At 46.5% G+C, this 25,801-nt stretch carries 19 protein-coding genes; 11 read left to right on the top strand and 8 right to left on the bottom strand.

Features of this window, described 5'->3' with window-relative positions; translation table 11 throughout:
- Window positions 1–113: 113 nt before the first annotated feature.
- Window positions 114–476, bottom strand: a complete 363-nt coding sequence (queD, locus tag OJ16_RS06100) for a 6-carboxytetrahydropterin synthase QueD (protein ID WP_040988411.1) — start codon at window positions 474–476, stop codon at window positions 114–116.
- Between the two features lie 233 nt (window positions 477–709).
- Between queD and OJ16_RS06095 the strand changes: the two genes are divergently transcribed.
- The 3 genes from OJ16_RS06095 (at window position 710) to OJ16_RS06085 (ending at window position 4,414) form a co-directional block, all read left to right on the top strand.
- The gene (locus OJ16_RS06095) at window positions 710–2,095 is read left to right on the top strand and encodes a protein kinase (RefSeq protein WP_040988409.1); all 1,386 of its coding nucleotides are present in this window, start codon (window positions 710–712) and stop codon (window positions 2,093–2,095) included.
- A gap of 324 nt (window positions 2,096–2,419) precedes the next feature.
- Window positions 2,420–3,820 carry an asparagine--tRNA ligase gene (asnS, locus tag OJ16_RS06090; protein WP_040988408.1) on the top strand — a complete coding sequence of 467 codons (1,401 nt, stop codon included), beginning with the start codon at window positions 2,420–2,422 and terminating at the stop codon, window positions 3,818–3,820.
- Window positions 3,821–4,114: 294 nt separating this feature from the next.
- Window positions 4,115–4,414 carry a hypothetical protein gene (locus tag OJ16_RS06085; RefSeq protein WP_040988405.1) on the top strand — a complete coding sequence of 100 codons (300 nt, stop codon included), beginning with the start codon at window positions 4,115–4,117 and terminating at the stop codon, window positions 4,412–4,414.
- An 86-nt stretch (window positions 4,415–4,500) separates the two neighbouring features.
- Here the strand turns inward: OJ16_RS06085 and OJ16_RS06080 are convergent, their stop codons facing one another.
- Complete coding sequence (locus tag OJ16_RS06080) at window positions 4,501–6,003, bottom strand: vWA domain-containing protein (protein ID WP_040988403.1); 1,503 nt, start codon at window positions 6,001–6,003, stop codon at window positions 4,501–4,503.
- 461 nt (window positions 6,004–6,464) lie between these two features.
- On the opposite strand from OJ16_RS06080, the gene OJ16_RS06075 reads away from it, so the two are divergent.
- Window positions 6,465–7,655 (top strand): amino acid aminotransferase, encoded by a 1,191-nt coding sequence (locus OJ16_RS06075; RefSeq protein WP_040988401.1) that lies wholly within the window; start codon window positions 6,465–6,467, stop codon window positions 7,653–7,655.
- A gap of 227 nt (window positions 7,656–7,882) precedes the next feature.
- Here the strand turns inward: OJ16_RS06075 and OJ16_RS06070 are convergent, their stop codons facing one another.
- The 3 genes from OJ16_RS06070 to OJ16_RS06060 all read right to left on the bottom strand — a co-directional run bounded on the left by OJ16_RS06070 (window position 7,883) and on the right by OJ16_RS06060 (window position 11,693).
- Window positions 7,883–8,524, bottom strand: a complete 642-nt coding sequence (locus OJ16_RS06070; protein ID WP_040988399.1) for an outer membrane beta-barrel protein — start codon at window positions 8,522–8,524, stop codon at window positions 7,883–7,885.
- Between the two features lie 218 nt (window positions 8,525–8,742).
- The gene (locus OJ16_RS06065) at window positions 8,743–9,120 is read right to left on the bottom strand and encodes a hypothetical protein (protein WP_040988852.1); all 378 of its coding nucleotides are present in this window, start codon (window positions 9,118–9,120) and stop codon (window positions 8,743–8,745) included.
- Window positions 9,121–9,347: 227 nt separating this feature from the next.
- Complete coding sequence (locus tag OJ16_RS06060; protein WP_040988396.1) at window positions 9,348–11,693, bottom strand: helicase-related protein; 2,346 nt, start codon at window positions 11,691–11,693, stop codon at window positions 9,348–9,350.
- A 197-nt stretch (window positions 11,694–11,890) separates the two neighbouring features.
- Here OJ16_RS06060 and OJ16_RS06055 point away from each other — a divergent pair, with 197 nt between their 5' ends.
- The gene (locus OJ16_RS06055; RefSeq protein WP_040988394.1) at window positions 11,891–13,579 is read left to right on the top strand and encodes an NAD-dependent malic enzyme; all 1,689 of its coding nucleotides are present in this window, start codon (window positions 11,891–11,893) and stop codon (window positions 13,577–13,579) included.
- A gap of 426 nt (window positions 13,580–14,005) precedes the next feature.
- A complete protein-coding gene (locus OJ16_RS06050) occupies window positions 14,006–14,680 on the top strand; it encodes a SanA/YdcF family protein (protein ID WP_052810331.1) in 675 nt (224 codons plus the stop codon).
- Between the two features lie 99 nt (window positions 14,681–14,779).
- On the opposite strand, the gene OJ16_RS06045 is transcribed toward OJ16_RS06050, so the two are convergent.
- Window positions 14,780–16,084, bottom strand: a complete 1,305-nt coding sequence (locus tag OJ16_RS06045; protein ID WP_040988389.1) for a GGDEF domain-containing protein — start codon at window positions 16,082–16,084, stop codon at window positions 14,780–14,782.
- A 270-nt stretch (window positions 16,085–16,354) separates the two neighbouring features.
- Between OJ16_RS06045 and OJ16_RS06040 the strand changes: the two genes are divergently transcribed.
- The gene (locus OJ16_RS06040) at window positions 16,355–17,185 is read left to right on the top strand and encodes a DUF2797 domain-containing protein (protein ID WP_040988387.1); all 831 of its coding nucleotides are present in this window, start codon (window positions 16,355–16,357) and stop codon (window positions 17,183–17,185) included.
- A gap of 104 nt (window positions 17,186–17,289) precedes the next feature.
- Here OJ16_RS06040 and OJ16_RS06035 read toward each other — a convergent pair whose 3' ends face one another.
- Both OJ16_RS06035 and OJ16_RS06030 read right to left on the bottom strand, forming a co-directional pair.
- Window positions 17,290–18,528 (bottom strand): cysteine desulfurase-like protein, encoded by a 1,239-nt coding sequence (locus OJ16_RS06035; RefSeq protein WP_173425005.1) that lies wholly within the window; start codon window positions 18,526–18,528, stop codon window positions 17,290–17,292.
- Window positions 18,512–19,168, bottom strand: a complete 657-nt coding sequence (locus tag OJ16_RS06030; RefSeq protein ID WP_040988383.1) for a 2OG-Fe dioxygenase family protein — start codon at window positions 19,166–19,168, stop codon at window positions 18,512–18,514. Before OJ16_RS06030 ends, OJ16_RS06035 begins: the two co-directional genes overlap by 17 nt.
- Window positions 19,169–19,583: 415 nt before the next feature.
- On the opposite strand from OJ16_RS06030, the gene trxB reads away from it, so the two are divergent.
- From trxB to OJ16_RS06010, 4 genes are all read left to right on the top strand, one after another.
- On the top strand, window positions 19,584–20,546 hold the full coding sequence (trxB, locus tag OJ16_RS06025) for a thioredoxin-disulfide reductase (RefSeq protein WP_040988381.1): 963 nt from the start codon (window positions 19,584–19,586) through the stop codon (window positions 20,544–20,546).
- A gap of 125 nt (window positions 20,547–20,671) precedes the next feature.
- Window positions 20,672–22,459, top strand: a complete 1,788-nt coding sequence (cydD, locus tag OJ16_RS06020; RefSeq protein ID WP_040988378.1) for a heme ABC transporter permease/ATP-binding protein CydD — start codon at window positions 20,672–20,674, stop codon at window positions 22,457–22,459.
- Entirely contained in the window at window positions 22,452–24,188 is a 1,737-nt protein-coding gene (gene cydC, locus OJ16_RS06015) for a heme ABC transporter ATP-binding protein/permease CydC (RefSeq protein ID WP_040988376.1), read from the top strand. The genes cydD and cydC overlap by 8 nt, the downstream gene beginning before the upstream one ends.
- 418 nt (window positions 24,189–24,606) lie before the next feature.
- A complete protein-coding gene (locus OJ16_RS06010) occupies window positions 24,607–25,794 on the top strand; it encodes a M24 family metallopeptidase (protein ID WP_040988373.1) in 1,188 nt (395 codons plus the stop codon).
- Window positions 25,795–25,801 lie beyond the last annotated feature (7 nt).

Genomic DNA, 25,801 nt, shown 5'->3' with positions numbered 1-25,801 from the left:
AGGACATATAGAACGCAAAAAACCAATCTAACGATTGGTTTTTTAGTGCTGGCGACAGTACGGCTTTCCCCTTCTCTGTGGTCAACAGAGACAGAAATAGAACCGCTTAATCTCTACTCGCCCTTATAGATACAGCCCGCTGTACATGTTTCTTTAATTTCCACTTTGCTCAGCAGAGGTAACGACGGCTTTAATTGTTGCCAAATCCATTTTGCCAATACTTCACTCGTCGGGTTTTCTAACCCTTCAATATCGTTTAAATAGTAATGGTCGAGACGATTATAGATAGGTTTAAAGGCTGCTTTGATTTCTGCAAAGTCCACCACCCAACCTGTATAGGCGTCAACTTCCCCTTCAACATAAAGACGAACTAAAAAAGAGTGCCCATGCAATCGACCACATTTATGACCTTCAGGTACGTGAGGCAAATGGTGTGCAGCCTCAAACATAAACTCTTTATACAACTCTGTTTTCATCATTTTTCTCAGGTTTCGTCAAGAAGCCGCCATAGTAAAGTGTTGTCGGTTGAGTGACAACCTTTGCACCCACTTAAACTGAACTCCCGCTTATCGGGAAAAGCCCAACCGCAAAGGCCCACGAGCGAGTTCAACGGTTATAAACCACGATTCTCACCATGTAACAACTTTCTCCTTGCGAGATAATCCGATAATATTGCGCCCTATTTTTAGCAGCGTTAAGGTTTAGGATTTTGCACACAGTTGAGCAGTTAGTATCTGGCGAGTTAGATGGCACCACGCATCTTTATTTAAAACAAGGATTAGCCGAGTTTCCACGTGAAATTATCAACCTTGCCGACAGCTTAGAAGTATTGGATCTATCAGACAATCAGCTGCAGGATTTACCAGACGATTTTTCGCAATTAAAACAACTTAGAATTTTATTCCTGACGAATAACTGTTTTACTGCCATTCCAACTGTCTTAGCGCAGTGTCCTAAACTTGAAATGATTAGCTTTAAATCAAACAAGTTACAGCATATTCCTGAGCGCTCTCTGCCTGATCAAACTCGCTGGTTGATTTTAACCGACAATCACATCACTCAGTTACCTGATGATATGGGCCGTTTATATCGTCTACAAAAGCTGGCATTGGCGGGTAATGCATTGACGGCACTGCCAGAGTCCATGGCAAGCTGCCAAAATTTAGAACTGGCAAGACTGTCGGCGAACAAACTTGAATCTCTGCCCGATTGGCTATTTCAGTTACCAAAACTCAGTTGGCTCGCCATCGATGGCAATCCTTTGAGCACCAATCCCTTAGATCCAAGTCTTTTTCTTTCTCCGCATAGTCACAGAGAAAGTGACCACGCAGAGGCCCAAGCGCCAACGATCCCTTTAGTGGCGCTTGATGACATTCAACTTGAGGAAGTGATCGGCCAAGGTGCGTCGGGCATTATTTATCGCGCAAAATGGTCAAACCAACCCGACGAACTGCAAGGTACTGACCAAGAGATCGCCGTTAAGATTTTCAAAGGGGAAGTGACCAGTGATGGTTATCCGCAAGACGAATTGCTGAACTGCCTGCAAGCTGGACAACATAAAAACTTAATCAAAGTCATCGCTCGTATCGAACAACCCAATGCGCTCGGCTTAGTGATGGAATTGATCCCAAGCCACTATCATAATTTGGGATTACCGCCGTCTCTGCAGACATGCACACGAGATACTTTTGCACCTGATTCAAAGTTTGAATTAAAAACGATTGTCACCATGCTTGAGCAAATGGCCTCAGGTTTGGCGCATTTGCATCAACACCACGTCAGTCACGGCGACATTTACGCACATAACACCATGTATAACGCCGATGCCAACGTCTTATTTGGTGATTTTGGTGCCGCGACAAACTTAAGTAAACTGCCTACTTCACAACGCGCAGCCATGCAGCATATTGAAGTGAGAGCACTCGGTTGCCTAATCGAGGATTTACTCTCTCATTGCTTAGCCAATGATGAAGACCGATCTCACATCACTGAGCTAACTCAGTTAAAAACAGAATGTATGCAGCCAGATTTAGCACAGCGCCCGCGATTTGAACAAATAGCACACCAGTTACAGCAACGGTTACAGCAACAGTAAGACGCTGCGAATTAAAGACGGTCATATCGGACACACACATGCCCGATAGAAGATACCTCAAGGTTAAGAGGCGCTTGCTTAACCATTTATCGCCGACCAAGCAGCATTTTTACTCCGCCAAGCAGAAGGTGGACTAAATTCACCAAATTATCGCCGTCAAAACGATAATAAAGGTTGAAGCTAACGATTTGACAGGTAATATGTCATTTCAATAAAAATGTAATACCTACCTAATGTTTCGATGCTTTTTTGCTCATGATTTGGCAAAAATCATCCCAAATAACCTTAGGTTTTATTTTTACCTCAATGGAGATTATTTCAACCATGACTTACGCGCCTGTTAAAGACGTATTGAACGGTCAGCTAGCAGTAGACAGTGAAGTAACTGTTCGCGGCTGGATCCGTTCACGTCGTGATTCCAAAGCTGGAATTTCATTCCTTGCCATCTATGACGGCTCTTGTTTCGACCCGATTCAGGCCGTGGTCCCAAATAATCTCAATAATTACAATGACGAAGTCCTTAAGCTAACGACTGGCTGTTCTGTTGAAGTGACGGGTACTATCGTAGCGTCTCCTGCAGCAGGTCAAGCATTTGAACTTGCGGCTACTGACGTAAAAGTAGTTGGTTGGGTTGAAGACGCTGAGACTTACCCGATGGCGAAAACTCGTCACTCGATCGAGTACCTTCGTGAAGTTGCTCACCTACGTCCACGTACAAACGTGATTGGCGCAGTAGCACGTGTACGTAACTGTCTATCTCAAGCGATTCACCGTTTCTACCACGAGCAAGGTTTCTTCTGGACTTCAGCGCCGCTTATCACTGCATCTGATGCTGAAGGCGCAGGTGAAATGTTCCGCGTTTCGACGCTAGACATGGAAAACCTACCGCGTACTGACGAAGGCAAAGTGGATTTCAACGAAGATTTCTTCGGTAAAGAAACGTTCCTAACCGTTTCTGGCCAGCTAAACGCAGAAGCTTACGCTTGTGCACTAAGCAAAGTTTACACGTTCGGCCCTACGTTCCGTGCTGAGAACTCAAACACAAGTCGCCACCTAGCAGAATTCTGGATGGTTGAGCCTGAAGTTGCGTTTGCAGACCTTAACGATGTCGCGAAACTGGCTGAAGATATGCTTAAGTACGTTTTCGCTGCTGTTCTTGAAGAGCGCCGCGACGACCTTGAGTTCTTCGCTTCTCGCATCGACAAGCAAGCAATTACTCGCCTTGAGCAATTCGTAGAAGCTGACTTCGCACAAGTTGACTACACTGACGCAATCCAAATCCTACTAGACTCTGGTAAGAAATTTGAGTTTGACGTTGAGTGGGGCATCGACATGTCTTCTGAGCATGAGCGTTACCTAGCGGAAGAACACTTCAAAGCACCAGTTATCGTTAAGAACTACCCGAAAGACATCAAAGCTTTCTACATGCGCTTAAACGACGACGGTAAAACAGTCGCGGCAATGGACGTACTTGCACCAGGCATCGGTGAAATCATCGGTGGTGCACAACGTGAAGAGCGTCTAGACATTCTAGACGAGCGTATGATTGCTATGGGTATCGACCCTGAGCACATGAGCTGGTACCGCGATCTACGTAAATACGGCACAGTGCCTCACGCGGGCTTCGGTCTTGGCTTTGAGCGTCTAGTGTCTTACGTAACTGGTATGGGCAACGTTCGTGACGTAATCCCGTTCCCACGTACACCACGCTCTGCTAACTTCTAATTGCGCAAGCAATAGTTAAGATTTAAGGCTTCACTTTGTGAAGCCTTTTCTTTATCCGCTAACTCAATTTGAACACCCATTCTTACTCATCATTTCCTTTCAGCCCCAAACAACGCGTAACCCTCTCGTTATTATCCCGTCATTTCATTATCCAAGTCATATAGGCGCTAAATACGAACGAAAATTAGCCCCTTCCTCTGTTAAACGTTTGGTATCACATTAATTAAAGCTGAACCTGCTACATTAATAATAGGCAACTTGCTGCCTCTGTTTACCGATGATGAGAGAATAATAATGACTCAGTACAACGAAAACGATATTGAATACAAAGGGGAAACCAACGGAGTTCATCGCTGGACGACCCCACTTGGACAACCGTATTACTGGCATCCAGATTGGCTACATATTGCGGAAGATGCGACGGGAACGCACCCAAAAGCGGAACTGAACATTGCGGCCAATGAAACACCGACCGAAAAACACGCGTTAAAGACCATTCTTGACCACCTAAATCAATGGGCCAGCGCTAAAATGTCGGAGAATCCAGAGATTGAAACTCAAGCGCATGAAGCTGAAATCAATTTAAAAAAATAACCGCGCGACCTCCCCTACCTTAACAGGCAGAGACAAAAACGCCCCAATATGATGGGGCGATATCAAACTTAATTGCACTCTCAGGGTTATGGCATCACTAATATACGAGTGACTTTTTCACCATTTATTGTCAATGACAACGAAATAGCATCACCACTTTGTAATGGCGTCGTTAGTGACGCTATATATGCATATTTAATCGTCGTTTGTAATGATGAATAAATTCCTGTGATATTTTGCTCATCCACAATTTTATGGTAGGACCCACCTGTCTCCGAAGCAATCGGCTGAAGGTCAGACTCATTAGCGTTATTGCTCACCGCTATTGCATGAATCACTACATTAGCTTGATTCGCAGCGGCGATCACCGCATCCCTATCAGTAAAGTAACTGTCCCCATCTGTCATGACAAACACTCGCTTGAGCGTATTACTACGAGTAGCGACTTCGTCAACCGATACTTTAATCGCTTCCTCTAATTCAGTTCCTGAATCCCAGAGGTACCAGGTGTCTGCTCGCGCAACAGAATCTGTTCTGCTCGCATGACGGCCGTCATAATCATTCCACCCCCAAAGGCTAGCAAGCGGATTATACAGATCGACCGCAAAATGCAATTTGTCTTTCGCCGTCGTAAAACCATCTAAAGAATAGTCATAGGAAATGCTTGCCGAATTACTGTCGACCAAGGACAGACTATCTTGTAAAAATGCGTTATTTATCAAATCGACACTGTTTGAGAACGGAATGATCGCGATCTCATCCGCGTCCGCTTTTTCCGCTACAAACTGATGAGCTGCCATTGCCGTGATACGAAAACGGTCGTACTGGTGACCTTCTGAATCGACGACAGCGTTATTATTTTCATCATTAATTGATGCCCTCATCGAACCGCTGGCATCTAATGTCATAACATTACTACTGGCTAAGGCTAGTTGATCGGCAGAGTTGACTGTCGTGATAGATATTGGCTGATCGTTAACCAACACCTCAAAGGCATTTTTGGAAAGCTGAATGACTGCGTTGTTGGTTGTATTGTCCGTGACGGAGAAACTAATCTCGCTCTCACCCAATTTTTGAATCGCACTGATAACATATTCAGCATTCGTCGCGATGGTTGATGCGACGGGTGCCGCTTGTCCAGCCTCCGCCTTTTTGAAGTTATTTGCGTTTGCTTTTAGAGGTCGATACCCCGCCAGCGCAGCATTAATTACGCTATCATCTAGAGCCGAGGCCTCTTCATCAATACTTAACAAAAACGTACCACAACTATCGGTGGTAGTAGTTTGCGTTAAGACGCTTCCATCCGCTTTTTCAATTGAAACTGCCGCGTTAGCCATCGGGTCATAGCCATCAGGGACGTTAGGACATGTCACGCTATAGCTGTTAATAAGGCCTGCACTCATGACCCGCAAAGAGTTCTGTTGAGCGCCTTGAGGCACGACCAAGGTTCCTTCAAATAATGTGGATGCCGTAGTTTCTGTATCAGGCGTTGAAGACGATGATGATGACGACGAGCCACTATCGTCTCCGCCACAGGCAATGAGCATTGCCGATGATAATGTTAATGTAACTAACCTCAATGTATGCATGCAGATTCCTTTTGCTTGTGCTGCGCTTAAAAATAATCTTTAGCATTAACCATGCAGTTGCATAACGGCAAGCCCGTAATAGAACCATTGACCGGTGTTCGTATTCATTAAATTTATTGCACGTTTCACTAAATTAATGCGACTCATTTCTCTTTGGAAAAGAGAAAAACACCCTAGTAGTAATCATAATGAAACAAAATATTTTCATAAAAATGTGATCAGCAGACAACTAGCATCCGGTCATTCTATTGGTGATGATTGCGGAATAATCGCGAAATAGACTAAATCCTATTTAGAGAGACTCATCGCTTGTTGTCAAAATACGCGACTTGTACACTCAGTCGTCTCAAGTGAATAAAATTTCTTGTTTCTTACGCTTTTGTGTTGTCACCTGTGCGTCATAAAGGTATAAATATTCAAGTTATTACAATTATCCCCTTCGATTAACATGGATGACAATTATGTTTGAAAAAGTAGTTGCTGCTCCGGCAGACCCGATTCTTGGCCTCACGGAAGAGTTTAAAAAGGATCCTCGCGCTGAAAAAATTAACTTAGGCGTTGGCATATATAAAAATGAGCAAGGCGAAACACCTGTGCTCGTGACCGTAAAAAAAGCAGAAGCGGCATTGGTTGAAACCGAAAAAACCAAGTCATACCTAACAATCGAAGGCACTGCGCAATACGGTACTGCGGTACAAAAACTGTTGTTTGGCGAAAATGCAGAGATCATCGCGACTCAACGTGCCAAAACCGCACAAGCACCGGGTGGCACTGGCGCACTTCGCGTGGCGGGTGAATTTATTAAACGCCAACTCGGCGCGCCAAAAATTTGGATCAGTAACCCAACATGGGCAAACCATATTGGCGTTTTTACTGCTGCTGGTTTAGAAACGGCTCAATACAGCTATTACAACGCAGAAACAAAAGAAAAAGACTTTGCTGCAATGATTGCTGACTTAGAGCAAGCCGCTGAAGGCGATGTTGTGTTACTGCACGGTTGCTGTCACAACCCAACAGGTATCGATCCTACCGCGGATGAGTGGGAAACACTGGCTAAGCTAGTTGCAGATAAGAAATTACTGCCTTTATTCGATTTCGCTTACCAAGGTTTTGGCTCAGGTGTTGAAGACGATGCTGCTGGTCTACGCACGTTTGCTAAATACAACAAAGAAATTCTTATCGCGAGTTCGTTCTCGAAAAATTTCGGTTTGTACAATGAGCGTGTGGGCGCATTCACTTTGGTTGGTGAATCTGAAGATGTTGCGGCAACCGCCTTCTCTCAAGTAAAAGCCATCATTCGCTCAATCTACTCTAACCCACCAGCACACGGTGCTGCAGTAGTTACTTACATTCTGAACGACGACGATCTGCGCGCAGAATGGGAAGCGGAAGTGAAAGAGATGCGTGATCGCATCCAAGAAATGCGCGAACTGTTCGTGACCACTTTAAAAGAGCAAGGAGTGGATGCTGACTTTAGCTTTATCGAACGTCAAAACGGCATGTTCTCATTCTCTGGTCTGGATAAAGATCAAGTGGCTCGCCTTAAAGATGAGTTTGCTATCTACATTGTCGGCTCTGGCCGTATCAGTGTCGCTGGCATGACTAAATCGAATATGCTGCCGCTATGCCAAGGTATTGCTGCTGTCATGTAAGTATCGATTTATCGCTCAGTCCAAAAAGCCAGCATACGCTGGCTTTTTAGCACCTTGAATATGAACGATTTACTGATACCTAAACAACTCGAAGATGCGGGTAGGCTACAATCGCGCAAAGCCTATGCGCATAGATACGCGATGCGATAAGGATTGAGAGTGCCAGTCAACACCGCTGCAACGTCAAGTAGGACGGAGATAGAATGCCACATAAATCATCGGACTCATTAGAAAAACAGCTTCAACGCAACCCCGCCTTCATTCGTCGAGCCTCGATCACTATCACGGTGACTATAAAAGCCACCAACGGTAAAGCCTGAGTCAAATCGGTAATCCGCTCGCAATGAATAAATTTCCACATCCAATATGTCACTACGATTTAGCTCTGCGTCTGTCGCTAGTCGCCAGCGCGGTGTGATGTTATAAATCAAGCCAACATCAGCACCCCAAACAAATTCATTGCTACTTTCAAGCTTTATATCCGTGTCATCATCCGTTAAGCGAGCCCATTGCATCCCCACTTTCGCTCCGGTCACAACTTCAAAACCAGACCCAACATCAAACCGAGCCGCAATACCGGGCAACAGCGTATAAATTTCTGTGGTTGTGTTCTCGAGATGTATAAAGCGAGCGGAATAATCGAGAGTGGCGAGCCAGCGCTGATCCATCGGCAACTGACCACCCACTTTAATCGCCGTCACATTGCTGTTATCGCCTATATTTTCATCCAGCGAGCCTGATGAAAAATCCACGTAGGCATAACGATGTTCAGAACCACCAACTTGCCCGTAACTGGCCAATGAGATAGGTAACGTCGTGGCGATAACCAGCAAAGCCACGCTGCATGTTTTAATTTGACTCAGTTCCATCTGACCTCCTATCCGACGAGTCGTTACGATTCGTTCTTTTTGAACAAAAATAATCGTAGTAACCAAATCTAAAAACAACAAGTTAGGTATTTAAATCTTGGGGATAGCGTCTTAAATGGTGTTAAAACGTCACTGAAGATAGGCGTAAAAATTAATGGTTGGACATGGTCGGCCCGAGGAACAAAAAAGGTTTGCGGCCGAAGCCGCAAACCTTTTTTTTATAACGTAATCATGAATTCATCTTGGTCTAAGTTTTTAATACTCACACTCAATTGCTGTTGTAACCGTTCGATCTGATCTTTTTCCAGTTCATACGGCATAACCAGCTTTAATTCCTGAATACCTTCTGTTTTCGCCAGCTTAACAAGCATATTAATGTTGGCTTCATCACTGTGACTAGCAGAGAGCGACTTCATCGCTTGCTCCCACAAGCGCTCTTCCGGTCCGCATGTTGTTTTTATTGTATCATTCCACGCTAGACTGAAGATGGGAGCAATCGTACTTAACGCCTCTAAAAACGTCCATTTTTTCGAGCATTCCTCGCCCAAAAATGAAGTGTAGTCAAAAACCACGCATGTCTTGCCTTGACATTCCATATCCATCCCCCGCGATATTGGCAACACAGTAATTCCAATATCAGTCAACTGAACACATATAGCAATAGGATATAGAACATTGGTCTTTTATTCGTTTTTAGCGCATAAAAAAGGCATATAAAAACCAAAATAATAACAAAGCACGCGCAAGTGAATTACATATAAAACCTATTGCTTAATAAATGGCTCACCAAATTTCTCCATTTCACCGACACCACCATAAGTGACTATTTTATATCTAAAATACGACTCGATTTTCGATACTTCACACGCCACCCCTGCCAACGAGGCAGCTCCCATCGCTTAGGATCACCTTTTCGTAAACCGTCGCGATAAACCACATAGACCAATTTAGCGGCAGGTTGGTATTCAACGTCGAGATTGAGGTCCCCCAATGCTAACTGGTAAGGGAAACGTGCCGCGAAATCCTCATATTCCCAATAAGGGATGCCCTCAAACATAAAATCCTCACTCGAGAAGAGTTCAAGATCATCGATATCGTTAAGTTCCAGCAATTGTAGTTGTTCGGAAAACCAACCATCAAACGTGACATTGTTATGGCTCACATCACCCGCTAAACCGAGTTCTACATATAAGCGCCAGTGCAAAATCTCAGTCTGACGTTTTAAATAGAAACCGCTTAGATACTCCCCGGCTTTCACCGCGTTTAAAATAGGTGAGATCACAAGAGCACCTTGCGCCAAGGTCTTTTTCGTCGCGATCACTCGCCCCGCGTAAACCAGCACCATTTCGATATACGTTTTGTCTTGTTCGACAACAACGCTGCTTTCTTGCCACTCTCCCAACCCCAAGTCTTCCAAAGAGCTAAGAGCGATCGGAAGAACTTGTGTCGCGAGTGTCAGCGTCTGTTTCACCCCGCGACCGGGTAAGCTATGGGTATCCAACACAATGGCCGCCTCAGATTGACTTAAGAAGCGACTTTCTCGACCAAGCACGACTTCCATCGCACCATTGCCAAGGGCCTCTCGCCTTTTCGTTCGGCGAACAAAAATCAACTCGGGGTGAAGAGTTGCAATGGCCAGAACCAAATCGTCATGACGATAGCGCGAAGCCACCTCAAGTTGAGGTAATTCAAAAACGTCGCGCATTTGCTCGGCCAACCCTCTCGCTTCGCGAAGCGCATCGATATCCACCTCTAAACCAGAAAAGGGCTCGCCACGCATCAAGCCAATGGCCAATTGCGCGTCACTACCAAGTGACTCTTGTTGATTAAGTTGCTCGAGTTGTTCTTCATCGCGGCTCAAACGATAGAGCTTTGTGGGCGTCGCCAAAACGGCAGCGTAATCAATCATGGCTTCTTTAAGCGCTTTTGATGGCATGCGGGTAACTAAATCGGCCACCAGCGCATCAATTGGCAATGGGTACATTTTCCGCCCATGCTCCGTCGCTTTACCCTGCGAATCAATCGCTCGCATCCCTTGTAATAATTGGTATGCCTGATTCACACTCTTTTCAGGGAGCGCCTCCACGAACACGAGTGAGGTTAACGGATGATGACAGCAAGCCGATGCTAGCATCGCCTCTGTCAGAGCCTCGCGATGCATTTCGGGGGGCGTTACAAGCGCCAATGCTGCGTGCTCGCCATAAAGTCGAACACAGGTTCCATCCATAACGCGCCCCGCTCGCCCTGCCCGCTGCTTCGCACTGGCTTGTGAGATATGTTTTAGGCTCAATGTTGTCCGGCCATTGCGCTGCTCCGTCCGACGCTCGAGTCCAGAATCAATCACTCGGACAATATTGGGGATCGTCAACGATGTTTCCGCGACATTCGTTGCCAATACCACCTTGGTTTTCGGTTGTATATTGAGGGCAACTTCGCGTTGTTCATCACTGACCGAGGCATGCAATGGCGCAATGACCACGTCCTCCAACCCTTGCAACATTTGAGCGCACTGCGTGATTTCTTTCCGTCCCGGCAGGAAGACTAAAATATCCCCCGGACCGGCTTGTAAAGCCGTTAATACTTCTTGTTTCACGCGTTGTTCTAGATGTCGGCTATCAGGAAGCTGACGAGAATCATTGGCACGATATTGCAAACTGACTTGAAACTGGCGACCTTCGGCTTGGAGACGTTTGGCGCTAACGTAACTGGCAAGTTTTGCCCCCTCAATGGTTGCAGATGTCACCACCAGGCGCTGCTTCTGATGTTCTTTTAACAAAGCCACTAACAGGTCGGTGTCCCAGCGGCGTTCGTGAAACTCATCGACAATCACGATGTCGTATTCCGCTAACTGGTTTTCACTGAACCATCGTAATGCAACGCCAGGTGTCACAAACACGACTTGGCTATTCTCATTAAAGCGCGTTTCGAGTTTTATCGCATAACCAATCGAGTCACCGACAGCTTCATTACGCTGTTGAGCCAAATATTGAGCTAAAGAGGTACAAGCAATACGGCGCGGTTCAATCACCAACACCCGCCCTTGCTCTGCCGCCCAAACGGGCAATCGAGTGGATTTTCCTGAGCCCGTCTCGGCTTCGACAATGAGATGATTTTGCGCCAACTGAGTCAGAAAAGTGTCGCGAAGTGTATCGATAGGTAATGAGGTCATAGCTGCACACGATAATAATTAACTCGCTGATTATAACGATAAAGCGAATATGTGGATATTAAGATCCCAGTTAGACGCGTGTTCCTTGTCGACCATACAAAGCCACGTTACAATAGCTTAAAGATTCCCATGTTAGCTTCCTTAACTGGCATCGAACACACGCTCAACTGTTCCTCGTACCCGATAATAGGTTCGCAATGTATAACGACAAACGTCCACTCTATATTCCTTTCGCAGGCCCTGCGCTTCTTAGTACTCCACTGCTGAACAAAGGCAGTGCGTTTAGCGCACAAGAACGCATCTCCTTCAATTTAGAAGGTCTCCTGCCAGAGACGACTGAAACGATTCAAGAACAGGTCGAGCGTGCGTATCAGCAATATCGCAGTTTCGAGAATGACATGGATAAGCACATCTATCTGCGTAATATTCAAGATACTAACGAAACGCTTTTCTATCGCTTAGTTCAGAACCACATTTCTGAAATGATGCCAATCATCTACACGCCAACGGTCGGTGCCGCATGTGAGAACTTCTCAAATATTTATCGTCGTGGCCGTGGACTCTTCGTTTCTTACGCAAATCGTGATCGCATTGATGACATCCTGAACAACGCGTCAAACCACAACGTAAAAGTCATTGTGGTTACTGACGGCGAGCGTATTCTTGGTCTGGGCGACCAAGGCATCGGTGGCATGGGTATTCCTATTGGTAAACTGGCGCTGTATACCGCGTGTGGCGGCATTAGCCCGGCTTATACGCTGCCAATCGTGTTAGATGTTGGTACCAATAACCCACAACGTCTCGCTGACCCAATGTACATGGGCTGGCGTCACCCGCGCATTACTGGCGCAGATTACGACGCGTTTGTGGAAGAATTTATTCAAGCCGTACAACGTCGTTGGCCAGAAGCGCTGGTTCAGTTTGAAGATTTCGCACAAAAAAATGCCATGCCGCTGCTTGAGCGTTACAAAAACCGTATTTGTTGCTTCAATGATGATATTCAAGGTACGGCTGCGGTCACGGTTGGCTCGCTACTGGCGGCATGTAAAGCCGCAGGCACCAAGCTCTCTGAACAGCGCATCACCTTCTTAGGCGCGGGTTCAGCAGGCTGTGGTATTGCCGAAGCGATCATTGCACAAATGGTAACGGAAGGCGTTTCTGACGCTCAAGCCCGTTCTCAAGTTTACATGGTTGACCGTTGGGGCCTACTGCAAGAAGGTATGCCAAACCTACTCGACTTCCAACAGCGATTGGTTCAACCTACCGAAAACACGGTTAACTGGGAAAATGAAGGCAATGGCTTCTCATTACTTGATGTCATGGCGAACGCAAAACCAACGGTACTGATTGGTGTATCAGGTGCACCAGGTTTGTTTAGCAAAGATGTCATCCAAGAAATGCACAAGCATTGTGAACGCCCTATCGTGTTCCCATTATCAAACCCAACCAGTCGTGTAGAAGCAACACCAAACGACATCATTCGCTGGACCAACGGTGAAGCATTAGTTGCTACAGGCAGCCCATTTGATCCTGTGGTTCACGATGGTAAAACCTATCCTATCGCGCAATGTAACAACAGTTACATCTTCCCAGGTATTGGTTTAGGCGTGCTTGCCGTATCAGCACGTCGTGTTACGGATGAAATGCTGCAGGAATCGAGCCGAGCGCTCGCAACCTGCTCACCACTGGCCATTGATGGTCATGGTGCATTGCTTCCACCTTTGGAAGCGATTCACTCGGTATCGAAAAAAATCGCGTTTGCCGTTGGTAAAAAAGCGATTGAGCAAGGCGTTGCTCAAGAGATCACCGATGAAGCACTGGAAGAAGCGATTGAAGCCTACTTCTGGCAACCGGTTTACCGTCGTTACAAGCGTACTGCTTTCTAATCGACGCCCAAAAACAAAGCCTCTAATGTGAGGCTTTGTTTTCATTCGGTCTCTTTTGCCATTGATTCCCACAGAAACATCACCTTCCGTTTATATCGGTGACGTTTCGACACGAAAGACAGCCGATGCATGTCTGATGGGATAACGATGAGAGCCCCTTATCTTTGATGAAAATAAGACCAAAACGCGCATTTGTTCGTAAGAACCATTATCTTTATCTTAAACAATGCGTTTAGTGACCGTTTAAGGATTGCGTGCGTAATACCTAACGTAATCAAGACATAAAACCCGAAACCTGATGGCATACTACTTACTGTGGCAGTGACAAACGTTGTTATTGTCGGTTTGAGCTCAAAGGAATAGACAGATTTAGTGCGTAAATTTTTGGATCACAGCTCGCGAAAAGTACGTGGGGCAAAGTGGATAATGACAACAGTAAAGATAACGTTATTGTTAGCAATCCTTATGATTGCAGCGCTCTTTGCTATTGACCGATGGATAAGTTATCAAACCCAAGATCAACTTTACTTCGCGGCAGAAGACGTTGAACCGGTCAATGTGGCGGTGGTATTGGGTACCAGTAAGTATTTAGGTAAAGTGCTCAACGAGTATTATCTTCATCGTATCAATGCGGCGATTACGCTTTATCAGCAAGACAAAGTGTCTAACTTTCTGCTAAGTGGCGACAATGCCCACCGTTCATACAACGAACCTTGGACAATGAAGCGCGACTTACTTCGCTCTGATGTCCCTGAAGAACACATCTACCTAGACTACGCCGGTTTTCGGACCTTAGACTCCGTCGTGCGAGCGAAAGAAATCTTCGACACCGACAATTTCTTGATTATTTCGCAGAAATTTCATTGTGAGCGTGCGTTGTTCATCGCTAACTATCACAACATAGAAGCGAAGTGTTTCGCCGTTCCCGGCCCAAGTAGCCATTCTGGTTTTAAAGTTCGTTTCCGTGAAGTGTTTGCGCGTGTGAAAGCCGTGCTTGACCTTTATATCACACAAGAAAAACCGAAGTTTTTAGGGCCTAAAGAGCCCATCGTCAGTGAAAATGCACAACATAATTCACCGGATGATACGCCTTCACAATAAGCGATACCGACAAGCCAGCCCGCGATAATTCAATAAACAAACATGCCCTCAAAGGGCATGTTTGTCACAATAGCACCGCCATTAACCGCATAACATCGTTTAGTTAGCGACTTCAACTCGGTTTCGACCATTACGCTTAGCGGTATACAGTAATTCATCAGCCCGCGTCAGCATATCGATAGCGGTTTCATCATAAAGCTCTGTTACACCAAGGCTTGCCGTGATTTTGCCATCATGCATCCAAGCATGCTGCTCAATCTTCTGACGTAAGCGTTCGGCCAAAAGATACGCCTCATCGACCGTCTTGGTTGGGCAAAAAATGACAAACTCTTCTCCTCCCCAACGAGCAAAGCGATCACTCTTTTCTAGTTCAGCCATCACCACCAAAGTAAACTCACGTAAAATGTCGTCCCCTATCTTATGGCCATAAACATCGTTCACTTTTTTGAAGTGGTCGATATCGAGATAGATGACCGAAAGCGCTGGGCGCGTTTCATTTTCGATTGAGTATTCTACCTCTAACCATGAACGAATCGCATGTCGATTCATCGCGCCCGTTAGTGCATCACGATGCGCCATCGCAGCGAATTGCGTATTTTCTTCACGCAGCGATTGATTCAGGTTTTTGAGATGCTTCTGTCGTACTTCTGATTCCCGCACAATACGTTGTTTGTGGCGAATTTCAGATACGCTGAATAGCACACCGAGCCCCACCCACAGAAACAACAATAACAACATCAATTTTTCGCCATCAATATAATGCCCGACAAATTCAATGTTTCTTATGTGTAATTGATATACACCAACCGGTGTACCTGAACCCGTAGCAAATTCAATACGATTAATATTATTAAATTCAGGTGCGGCATGCGCGATAGGAATTTTATTATCGACTAGCCACCAAGTCAGCACTTGTAAGCTTTTCAATGGCACTTCAATCACGCGAGAATAATCCGCTTGCCGGTAATCAAGCCCGTTATATTTGTGCGTATATTCATTATCTGGCTGCGAATAAACCGGGTTATAATTGCGCAAATAAACACGCATTGCCGGGCTCTCTCCCCCATCCAATCGCTTAAAATCGACATCTAAGCGCACAGTATGGACATCGGAAAAATCCACCCCTTGCGTCGGATCATTTTCATCATAAAGAATGGAAACACCACAATAGGGCCACTTGTAATCCGCACTCACTTTCAATTCACAATCGAGAATCACTTCATTATCGTGTTTTGAAATCGTGCTCGTGGATGCGCCTTTCTGCAGCTGATCATTCGTTGCTAGATACGTAAACTCATTCGGATTAATCCGATACGTATTTTTATCGCCATAAAGCCAATGTAAAGTCACAACAGCAATCGTAAAGACGAATAGGCTGAATACGACCTTGTGAATTATTTTCAATTTCACTCCCTAAAACAACCAAACCAAACTGACCGATAAATCTATTTTTATTTTTTTGGAAAACTAACGCATTTAGTCTTTGAAAGACAACTAAAAGTACATCAGTGACACAATAATTTTGAGCTAGTTCATACAACATGCCAACCGGAATACAGACCACCCGCTGAGAATAAGCGTATGGCGGATCAAATATCATAATATTTCTGTTAACATAGCCATAGACAGTGGTGACGGATATCACCCCACAATAAAAACCAATAGAGCAAAGTCATGTCATTAATCTCAACAGGTACGCTACAAAAAATGCGTGCATCTCTCGATCACGAAGTTCATTATCACTTACCGGTTGGTGAACAACTTGTTGATCTTAAGCCTTTTGTCGGCAAATCACTGACACTCACCCACACTGGCAACATCTTCTGTCAATCATGTGGTAAGAAAACCAAAAAAAGCTACTCTCAAGGCCACTGCTTTGTCTGCATGAAGAAGCTGGCGAGCTGCGATATGTGCATCATGAAACCCGAAACATGTCACTATGAACAAGGGACTTGTCGTGAGCCACAATGGGGTGAAGAGAACTGCATGGTTGACCATTATGTCTACCTATCGAATACCTCTAGCTTAAAGGTCGGAATTACACGCCATACTCAAATCCCAACGCGCTGGATCGATCAAGGAGCGACGCAGGGCCTGCCGATTTTAAAAGTGAAGACTCGTTATATTTCTGGCTTGGTTGAAATCGAACTCGCAAAACACATCGCAGATAAAACCAATTGGCGTACGCTACTTAAAGAAGATGGCGCACCACTTCCACTTGAAGACAAATTTGCGGAGTTGCTGCCGTTCATTGAAGACAAGATCGCGGAGATCAAGCAACAATTTGGCGATGATGCGGTAGAGATTCTCAACGAATCCGTGACACCTATCGCCTATCCCGTGACGGAACATCCCACAAAGATTGTTTCGCACAACTTTGATAAAAACCCTGTCGTCACTGGGACATTGAAAGGCATAAAAGGCCAATATTTGATCTTTGATACGGGTGTGATCAACGTGCGCAAATTCACCTCATACGAAGTCGAAGTGAGTGACGACGCTTAAGCACGATGGTTTCATCATAAAAGCATCGTGAATAAAGAGATAAAGCCGCATTATGCGGCTTTTATTTTAACGTTTTCGCGAAGCGGAGACGCTCGTCTGAATGTTTAGGCCTCACCACAAAATGGCATAAGCGCATCAAATAAACGATCGATTTCAGCCTTGGTGTTGTAATGCATCATTCCAATTCGTAGCACCCCACCGCTGTTTTCCAGTGCCAATTGACGCACCAACCCTAACGCATAAAAATGCCCACTCCACAGACAAATGTTCTGCTCACCCAGCGCCTTAGCAACCTCTATTGGTTCCGCCTTTGCAAAGGTCAACGCAAACGTTGGGGTACGCATATTCGCATCGGCGATCGTTCGCCCCCATAGCGTCACCCCTTTTAACGTTTGCAGGCGATTCAAAAAATAGTCACTCAACTGGCTTTCATAGCGGTTGTAGGCAGCAAAGCTTTGTTCTAGGCGTTGCCTAAGGCTCTGGCTCGTATCTGCCCATTGTGCGAGGTATTCAATCGTTGCCACCAAGCCCGCCAGGGCTTCAAAGCTTTGCGTTCCGGTTTCAAAGCGGCCCGGCCCAAGGTCGGTAGCGGGTTCAACCTTATAAGGCTGTAACGCTTGCAACCACTTGGGCGCGATGTAGGCAATGCCAATATGGGGGCCACAAAACTTATACGCAGAACACACCAGAAAATCGCATTCAAGCGACTGTACATCGACTAAATGATGGGGGGCGTAATGCACTGCATCGACATAGACTTGCGCTCCCACCGCTTTGGCGGCTGCGACGACTGGCGCGATATCGACGATCGTTCCCGTGGTATTGGATGCAAGGGTAATGGCAATCAAGCGCGTTTTGTTTGAAATAAGAGACTGTAAATGCTCAATATCCACACTGCAATCTTGTGGATCGACCCTTGCGGTATGTACCTTGACGCCTTTATCTTCTGCTGCTTGCTGCCAAGTACTGACGTTGGCGTAGTGATCAAGCGCCGTCACAATCACTTCATCATCAGCTTGCCAGTTGCGACTGATGGCGCGACTTAAAGAAAAGGTAAGAGACGTCATATTGGCGCCAAAGACAATCGAATCGGAACTCGACGCATTAAGCAGCGCCTGACAAGCCGATCGGGCTTCTGCGAGTAATTGCGTCGTTTTCTGGCTAGAGAAATAGTGCCCGCCGAGATTTGAATTGAAGTGACCAAGATAGGCACTCATGGCATCGAGCACAGATATCGGCACTTGAGCACCGCCAGGCCCATCAAAGAAACTCACCTGTTGATGATTATATCGCTGATGCAACCCATTAAACTGCGATCTCACACGTTCAGGAGTGAAGTTCATTAACACCATCCTTTGCCGTTAACACAAACACATCCATATGCCCTTCATGCTGATGATCAATCGCGCGAATCGGACAGGCGTTGTGCCATAATTTACTGTCCGCTAATAAGGCGACTTCCCCATTTTCAAGTACCTTACGGAAAAATGGCGCTTCATGACTGTCGTTATAAAGCATGATTTCGCCACCCACAATATTGTGCCGATCAATACCAATTAACGCGATATGATCAAATCCGTCTTGGTGCACACCTTCTGGCGCAACTTGTGTTTCATCAAAGATGGCCGTCACACGGATCTGGTGAATTTCAATTTCTTGGCCATTGGCAAGTTCGTTACTCTCAACAAACAACGCGCACATTTCCTGCATGCCTTGGCTCGTCAACGTCGCCTCAAGTAAAGGCTCAAACTGGCGCACTACGTCACCTTGGAAATGATTGATATCCTCCGATTGAACAAAATCATTTCTATCTGTGGCTTTAACTTGCCCATCAATAAAACGAACCACCGAATAACGGCGTAATCGATATTGACCATCCGCATGCTTTGTATTGGGTAACGTACCGAATGATGGGGAAAGTTGACGAATCGCATTGCCACTCAACTGTGTGAGCTGCAATGTGTTCTCGTGATTATGTATCATCATTGACTCCTTAATGAAGTTACACAACTGCTTATGGTTAACATTTTATTTACATACACTATTGCGCATTCATTCCTCACATTCAACTTTTAACAACAGATAAAACTACCAAAAATAATAGAATAAGATATAGAACTATAAATAGGGCCAATATTAGAGTGATGCACCACTGATAATGAGTCGCACTCTCTAAAACTAGACAAGTTGACTGGTCACCGATGCGTTTATGATTTAATTCAGCCGCTTAGCTTAGTTCTAAGCTATAGCCAATTATTTGCAGTGGTTGGCTTGAATGTCCTTTTCCCCTCCCCAATATTTCTATTACAATCGGAAACAATCTCTACGAACACTCTCAACAAACAGTGAGCCCCACCTCGCCTAAGGCGTAGCTCGGGTAATGCTAATGGAGCGCTAAATGAGCAACGTAAAACACTGCAACTTGCTAATTCTTGGTTCAGGTCCTGCGGGCTATACCGCAGCAGTTTATGCCGCACGTGCCAACCTAAAACCAGTTTTGGTCACCGGTATGCAGCAAGGCGGCCAGCTAACCACAACAACAGAAGTTGAAAACTGGCCGGGTGACCCTGAAGGCTTAACCGGACCAGCACTAATGGAGCGCATGAAAGAACATGCAGAGCGTTTTGAAACTGAGATGCTGTTTGACCACATCAACGACGTTGACTTCAGCCAGCGTCCATTCCGCTTAAAAGGCGACAACAGCGAATACACCTGTGATGCATTGATTATCTCGACAGGCGCCTCAGCGAAATATCTGGGCTTAGAATCGGAAGAAGCATTCAAAGGCCGTGGCGTTTCAGCCTGTGCTACCTGTGATGGTTTCTTCTACCGCAACCAAAAAGTGGCGGTAGTCGGTGGCGGCAACACTGCCGTTGAAGAAGCGCTATACCTGTCAAACATCGCAGCTGAAGTGCATTTGATTCACCGCCGTGATAGTTTCCGCGCTGAAAAAATCCTGATCAAACGCTTAATGGACAAAGTCGAAAACGGTAATATTATTTTGCATACCGATCGCACTTTAGAAGAAGTGGTGGGTGACGACATGGGTGTAACGGGCGTACGCTTGAAGCATACCCAGTCAGACGCGATTGATGAATTGGAAGTGATGGGTGCCTTTATTGCGATTGGCCACCAGCCTAATACTGCGATTTTTGATGGCCAACTAGAAATGAAAGACGGCTATATCGTTGTTAAATCAGGTCTTGATGGCAATGCAACCCAAACCAGCATCGAAGGCATCTTCGCTGCCGGCGATGTTATGGACCATAACTACCGCCAAGCGATTACGTCGGCGGGGACTGGTTGTATGGCCGCATTAGACGCAGAACGCTACCTAGACGGCCTTGCAGACAAAGCGTAAATCGCCCTCTACCGAGCCCACTCACATTTTTTCACTAAATCCCTAAAGCCCTGCGGTATTACCGCGGGGCTTTCTTTTGTATACTCACCGTTGACCTATAATAAAAACAGCAGTAAGCCTTCATAATGGATAAAAAGAAACAACGCGGCTTGAATAAGTGGCTGAGAGAGCAAAGTAAGCTGGCTAAACGCTGGTTACTGTTTGCTGTCGGTTTAGGCGTACTTTCAAGCGTTCTCCTTTTGGGGCAAGCAGCCTTGCTCGCTTCCATCCTTCATCAACTGATCATTGAACAAGTCGATAAATCAGCGCTGATCAGCCAATTTGCCACACTCGCAATAATCATTGCACTTCGCGCCTTATGCTCATGGGGACGTGAAATTGCCGGTTATCGCTGCGGTGAACAAATTCGCATCTATATTCGCCAGCTGATTCTCGATAAGTTACGCGAACTCGGCCCGGCGTACATCAAAGGTAAGCCCGCCGGAGCTTGGGCAACACTTTTGCTTGAGCAAGTCGAAGAAATGCACGATTTCTTTGCCCGCTATCTGCCACAAATGTCTTTAGCGGTGATGGTGCCGTTTATCATTTTGGTGGTCGTGTTCCCAGTAAACTGGGCGGCAGGGGTGATCTTCTTACTCACTGCGCCACTCGTCCCGCTCTTTATGGCCTTAGTGGGCATCAAAGCCGCAGACGCAGGTCAAAAGAACTTCAAAGCAATGCAGCGCTTGTCTGGTCACTTCTACGATCGATTGCAATCGATGACCACTATCCGCCTGTTTGACCGCACCAAAGCAGAGACAGAGTTGATGCAAGGCGCTTCCGAAGTGTTCCGCTCACGCACGATGGAAGTTTTGCGTATCGCCTTCCTTTCGTCTGCCGTGCTGGAATTCTTTACGTCGATCTCAATTGCCTTAACGGCGGTGTACTTTGGCTTTGCCTTTATTGGTGAATTGAACTTTGGTGGCTACGGCGCCGCAGTCACCTTATTTGCCGGTATGTTCGTTTTAATCCTCGCGCCTGAGTTTTATCAACCTCTGCGCGATCTTGGCACTTTCTACCATGCGAAGCAGCAAGCCGTTGCCGCGGCAGAAAGCATCGTTGAGTTTCTCGACACCGACGTAACTGCCGTAAAATCGGGCGATAAACCCCTGCCGAATCCAACGCAAATCACTATCCAAGCCAACGATTTAGAAGTGTTTAGCTTGGAGGGTAAAAAATTACTCGGCCCGGTGTCATTTATTCTGAATCCTCAGCAAACCACCGCTCTCGTTGGCCCAAGTGGCGCGGGTAAAACCAGCTTAGTCAACGCGCTGCTAGGCTTCTTGCCTTACCAAGGATCATTGACGATCAACGGCATTGAGCGCACTGAGCTGAACTTGGCCGATTGGCGTAAAAACATCAGTTGGGTTGGACAAAACCCGCTACTGGTGCACGGCACCATTCGTGACAACATCACTTTAGGCAAAGACAATCTCAGCGAAGCGGCGATTCAACAAGCACTGCAAGACTCGTTTGCAGCGGAATTTGTTGACCAGCATGGTCTCGATTATCCGATATCCGATCGCTCTGGTGGTCTTTCTGTTGGCCAAGCACAACGTTTAGCGTTAGCTCGCGCCATGTTGCAAGACGGTCAATTTTGGTTACTCGATGAACCGACAGCCAGCTTAGATGCCCGCAGTGAACATCTGGTCACTCAAGGCCTCAATATCCAAATCCAAGAACGCAGTGCGCTTATCGTGACCCACCAACTCGCACCACTGAAAAGCGTTGAGCAAATTTTGGTGATGCAAGATGGGCAAATCATTCAAGCCGGCACTTTTGAACAGCTTTCTCAGACAGAGGGTTTGTTCCAACAAATGTTATCCGCCAACCAATCTATGCAGCGTAATGATGAGGGGAACTTAGATGCGTGATTTACTTCCCTACTTAAAACTCTACCGTAAGCATTGGTTTGGTTTAACGCTTGGTATGCTCCTCGCGTTACTCACCGCTGGCGCTTCAATTGGACTGCTCACTTTATCCGGTTGGTTCCTTTCTGCTGCAGCGGTGGCGGGTTTAACCATTGCTCGCGAAACCTTCAACTACATGTTGCCTGGCGCCTTTGTGCGCGGCTGTGCTATGGGCAGAACCGCAGGTCGTTGGGGGGAGCGAGTCGTCAGCCACAATGCGACGTTTAAGCTACTCACCGACCTACGTATTTTCTTCTTTACGAAACTGGCGCCATTGGTTCCAGGTAAAGTGGCCAACTTACGAGATGCTGACCTACTTAACCGCTTAGTGGCCGATATTGACGCCATGGATCATGTCTACTTACGCCTGATTAATCCGGTGGTAGTGGGTGTGCTGGGTGTCGCCGCACTGACTGGCGTATTGTACTGGTTTGACTCGACTCTTGGCTTAACGCTGGGCGCCATCCTAATGACGCTGCTGATCCTATGGCCGATTTTATTCTACAAATTAGGCAAACGTAACGGCAGTGAACTAACGCAAAACAAAGCTGACTTTCGTATTACCACGCTAGATTGGCTGCAAGGTTACAGTGAATTAACGCTGTTTGGCGCCGAAGAGCGTTACCGCCATGCCATTTACTCAGCGCAAGAAAAGCTACTGAAAAACCAAATGGTCAACGCACACTTTTCAGGCTTAGCTCAAGCGCTGCTTATGTTAGCCAATGGTTGGACATTAGTGTTAATGCTTTGGCTTGCCGCTGATGGCGTCGCAGGCGCGAAACCAGATCCGATGATTGCGCTGTTTGCGTTTGCCACCATGGCCAGTGTTGAGTTACTCATGCCAATTGCCGGTGCCTTCCAGCATTTAGGCAAAACACTCACCTCTGCGCGTCGCCTAAACGAAGTCATCTTAGCCGAACCTGAAGTGCAGTTCCCAGAAAACCCTGTTGAGCATGATCAGCAATTCAGTGTGGAATACCGCGATGTCAGTTTTACTTACCCAGATGGACATCACTCTGTGGTGGAAAACATCGATTTATTGATCCCAGCCAAACACCGCATGGCGATTGTTGGTCAAACCGGTTCAGGCAAGTCGACATTAATCCAACTACTGACACGCTACTGGGATGTGAATCAAGGCCAATTGCTGATCGCCGGGAAACCGATTCAGCAGTGGAGCGAATCGCAGCTCCGCGCCGCGGTCACCGTGGTCAGTCAACGCGTCGATGTACTTAACGGCACGCTGCGCGACAACTTGATATTGGCGAAACCGGACGCGGATGACGATGAAATAAGCCTTGCGCTGCATAAGGTTGGCTTGAGCAAACTCCTGCAAGGTGATACCCCTGAAAAGAGCGGTTTAGATGCTTGGCTTGGGGATGGTGGTCGTCAACTGTCTGGAGGCGAAAAACGCCGTATTGGGATTGCGCGCGCACTGCTACACAATGCACCTATTTTGCTTCTCGATGAACCAACGGAAGGTTTGGACAAACAGACAGAGCAACAAATCATGCGTTTGTTTGATCAGCATTTCACGGATAAGACCGTACTGTTCATTACTCACCGTTTAGTTAATCTCGGCAAAATGGACACCGTTTGTCTGATTGAAAACGGTCAAGTGATTGAACATGGCGCACACCATGAACTTTTGGCGCAACGAGGCCGCTACTACGCGTTGAATCAAACGCTGTAACCTCGTCAGCCAGTATCCTCTGCAGCACAGCAAGGCCGAACGTCAATGTTCGGCCTTTTTTATGCCTATTCAACCCTATCTTGCCGATATTTTAATCCGCTGCTTGTGAAAACGGTTTTTTTAGCACAAGCTGATAATTAACACGTTTATAACATTTAAGTTCGCAAGCGATCGCAACAAGCGTATCCAAAATCAACTCTGTCGTCTTAGCAAGACGCCTTATCTCATCAAATGAAAGAGCCACTCTCACATAACAATCTGGAGACACTCAGTAAGTGAACGTAGGCAATTAGGGGACAAAAAACAGTTAATTTCGACATACTGAAGGCCTTAGCAGAGCGCCAATGCCAAGCGCATCTACGCCCAGAGCACATTCGCCACAAGCCGTAAGCTAAGAGGCTCAATAAGGAGATTGGAGATGACAAGCTTTGCTTTGCATTTTGACCATGATGAATACCAACAGCGCTTGGTCAAAGTTCGTCATTCAATGGAAGAGAGACACATCGATGTATTGATCATCCATGACCCTTCAAATATGTCATGGCTGACGGGTTATGATGGCTGGTCGTTCTACGTCCCCCAATGCGTGGTCGTTGGTTCATCCGGTGATCCGCTCTGGTTTGGGCGATGCCAAGACGCCAATGGCGCTTATCGTACGGTCTACATGTCCGCAGACAACATCACCTACTACCCCGATCACTATGTCATGAATCCCCCGCTCCATCCCATGGCCTATTTGGCTGAGAGTGTGTTGGAACCACGATTGTGGGACCGCGGACGAATTGGGGTCGAAAAGGACAACTACTATTTTAGCGCCACTGCGTTTGAATCATTGAGCGATAACCTACCCAATGCCAGTTTAGTCGATACCACGGGATTGGTGAATTGGTGCCGCGCCGTCAAATCAGAAACCGAACTCAACTACATGTACCGCGCCGCACGCATTGTCGAAAACATGCATCGCGTCGCTTTTGATATGATTGAACCGGGTTTGCCAAAACATCACTTAGTCGCGGAACTCAACCGCCAAGCGATCCTCGGCCATGAAGACCATTTTGGTGATTACACGGCCATTGTTCCGTTACTCCCTTCAGGCGCTGATGCCTCGGCCCCCCATTTAACGTGGGATGATCGTCCCTTTCGCAAAGGGGAAGGCACCTTTTTTGAAATCGCCGGAGCGCATCGGCGCTACCACTGCCCGCTCTCTCGCACGATTTTTTTGGGCGAACCAAGCGATAAATTCAAACGAGCAGACCTCGCCTTAACCCAAGCCTTGGAAGCAGGTATAGCCGCTGCGCGTCCGGGGAATACCTGCGCCGAAGTCGCCTTAACGATCAATCGCATTCTCGATAAAGCGGATTTTTCTCGGCAAGGGGCTCGTTGCGGCTACCCCATCGGATTAAGTTATCCGCCCGACTGGGGCGAACGAACGATGAGTCTGCGTGATAGTGATAATACGATTTTGCAAGAAGGCATGACGTTCCATCTCATGCCGGGGTTATGGTTTGAGGATTGGGGGTTGGAAACAACCGAAAGCATCGTGATCACCAAGCACGGGGCAAAAACACTCTGTGACTTCCCACGCCACCTGTTTATTAAGCACTAGGGAGAAC

This window comes from Vibrio renipiscarius, from assembly GCF_000827885.1.
Classification (GTDB): domain Bacteria; phylum Pseudomonadota; class Gammaproteobacteria; order Enterobacterales; family Vibrionaceae; genus Vibrio; species Vibrio renipiscarius.
The sequence above is the reverse complement of the archived record's forward strand: the minus strand, read 5'-3'. Positions and strand labels throughout refer to the sequence as shown.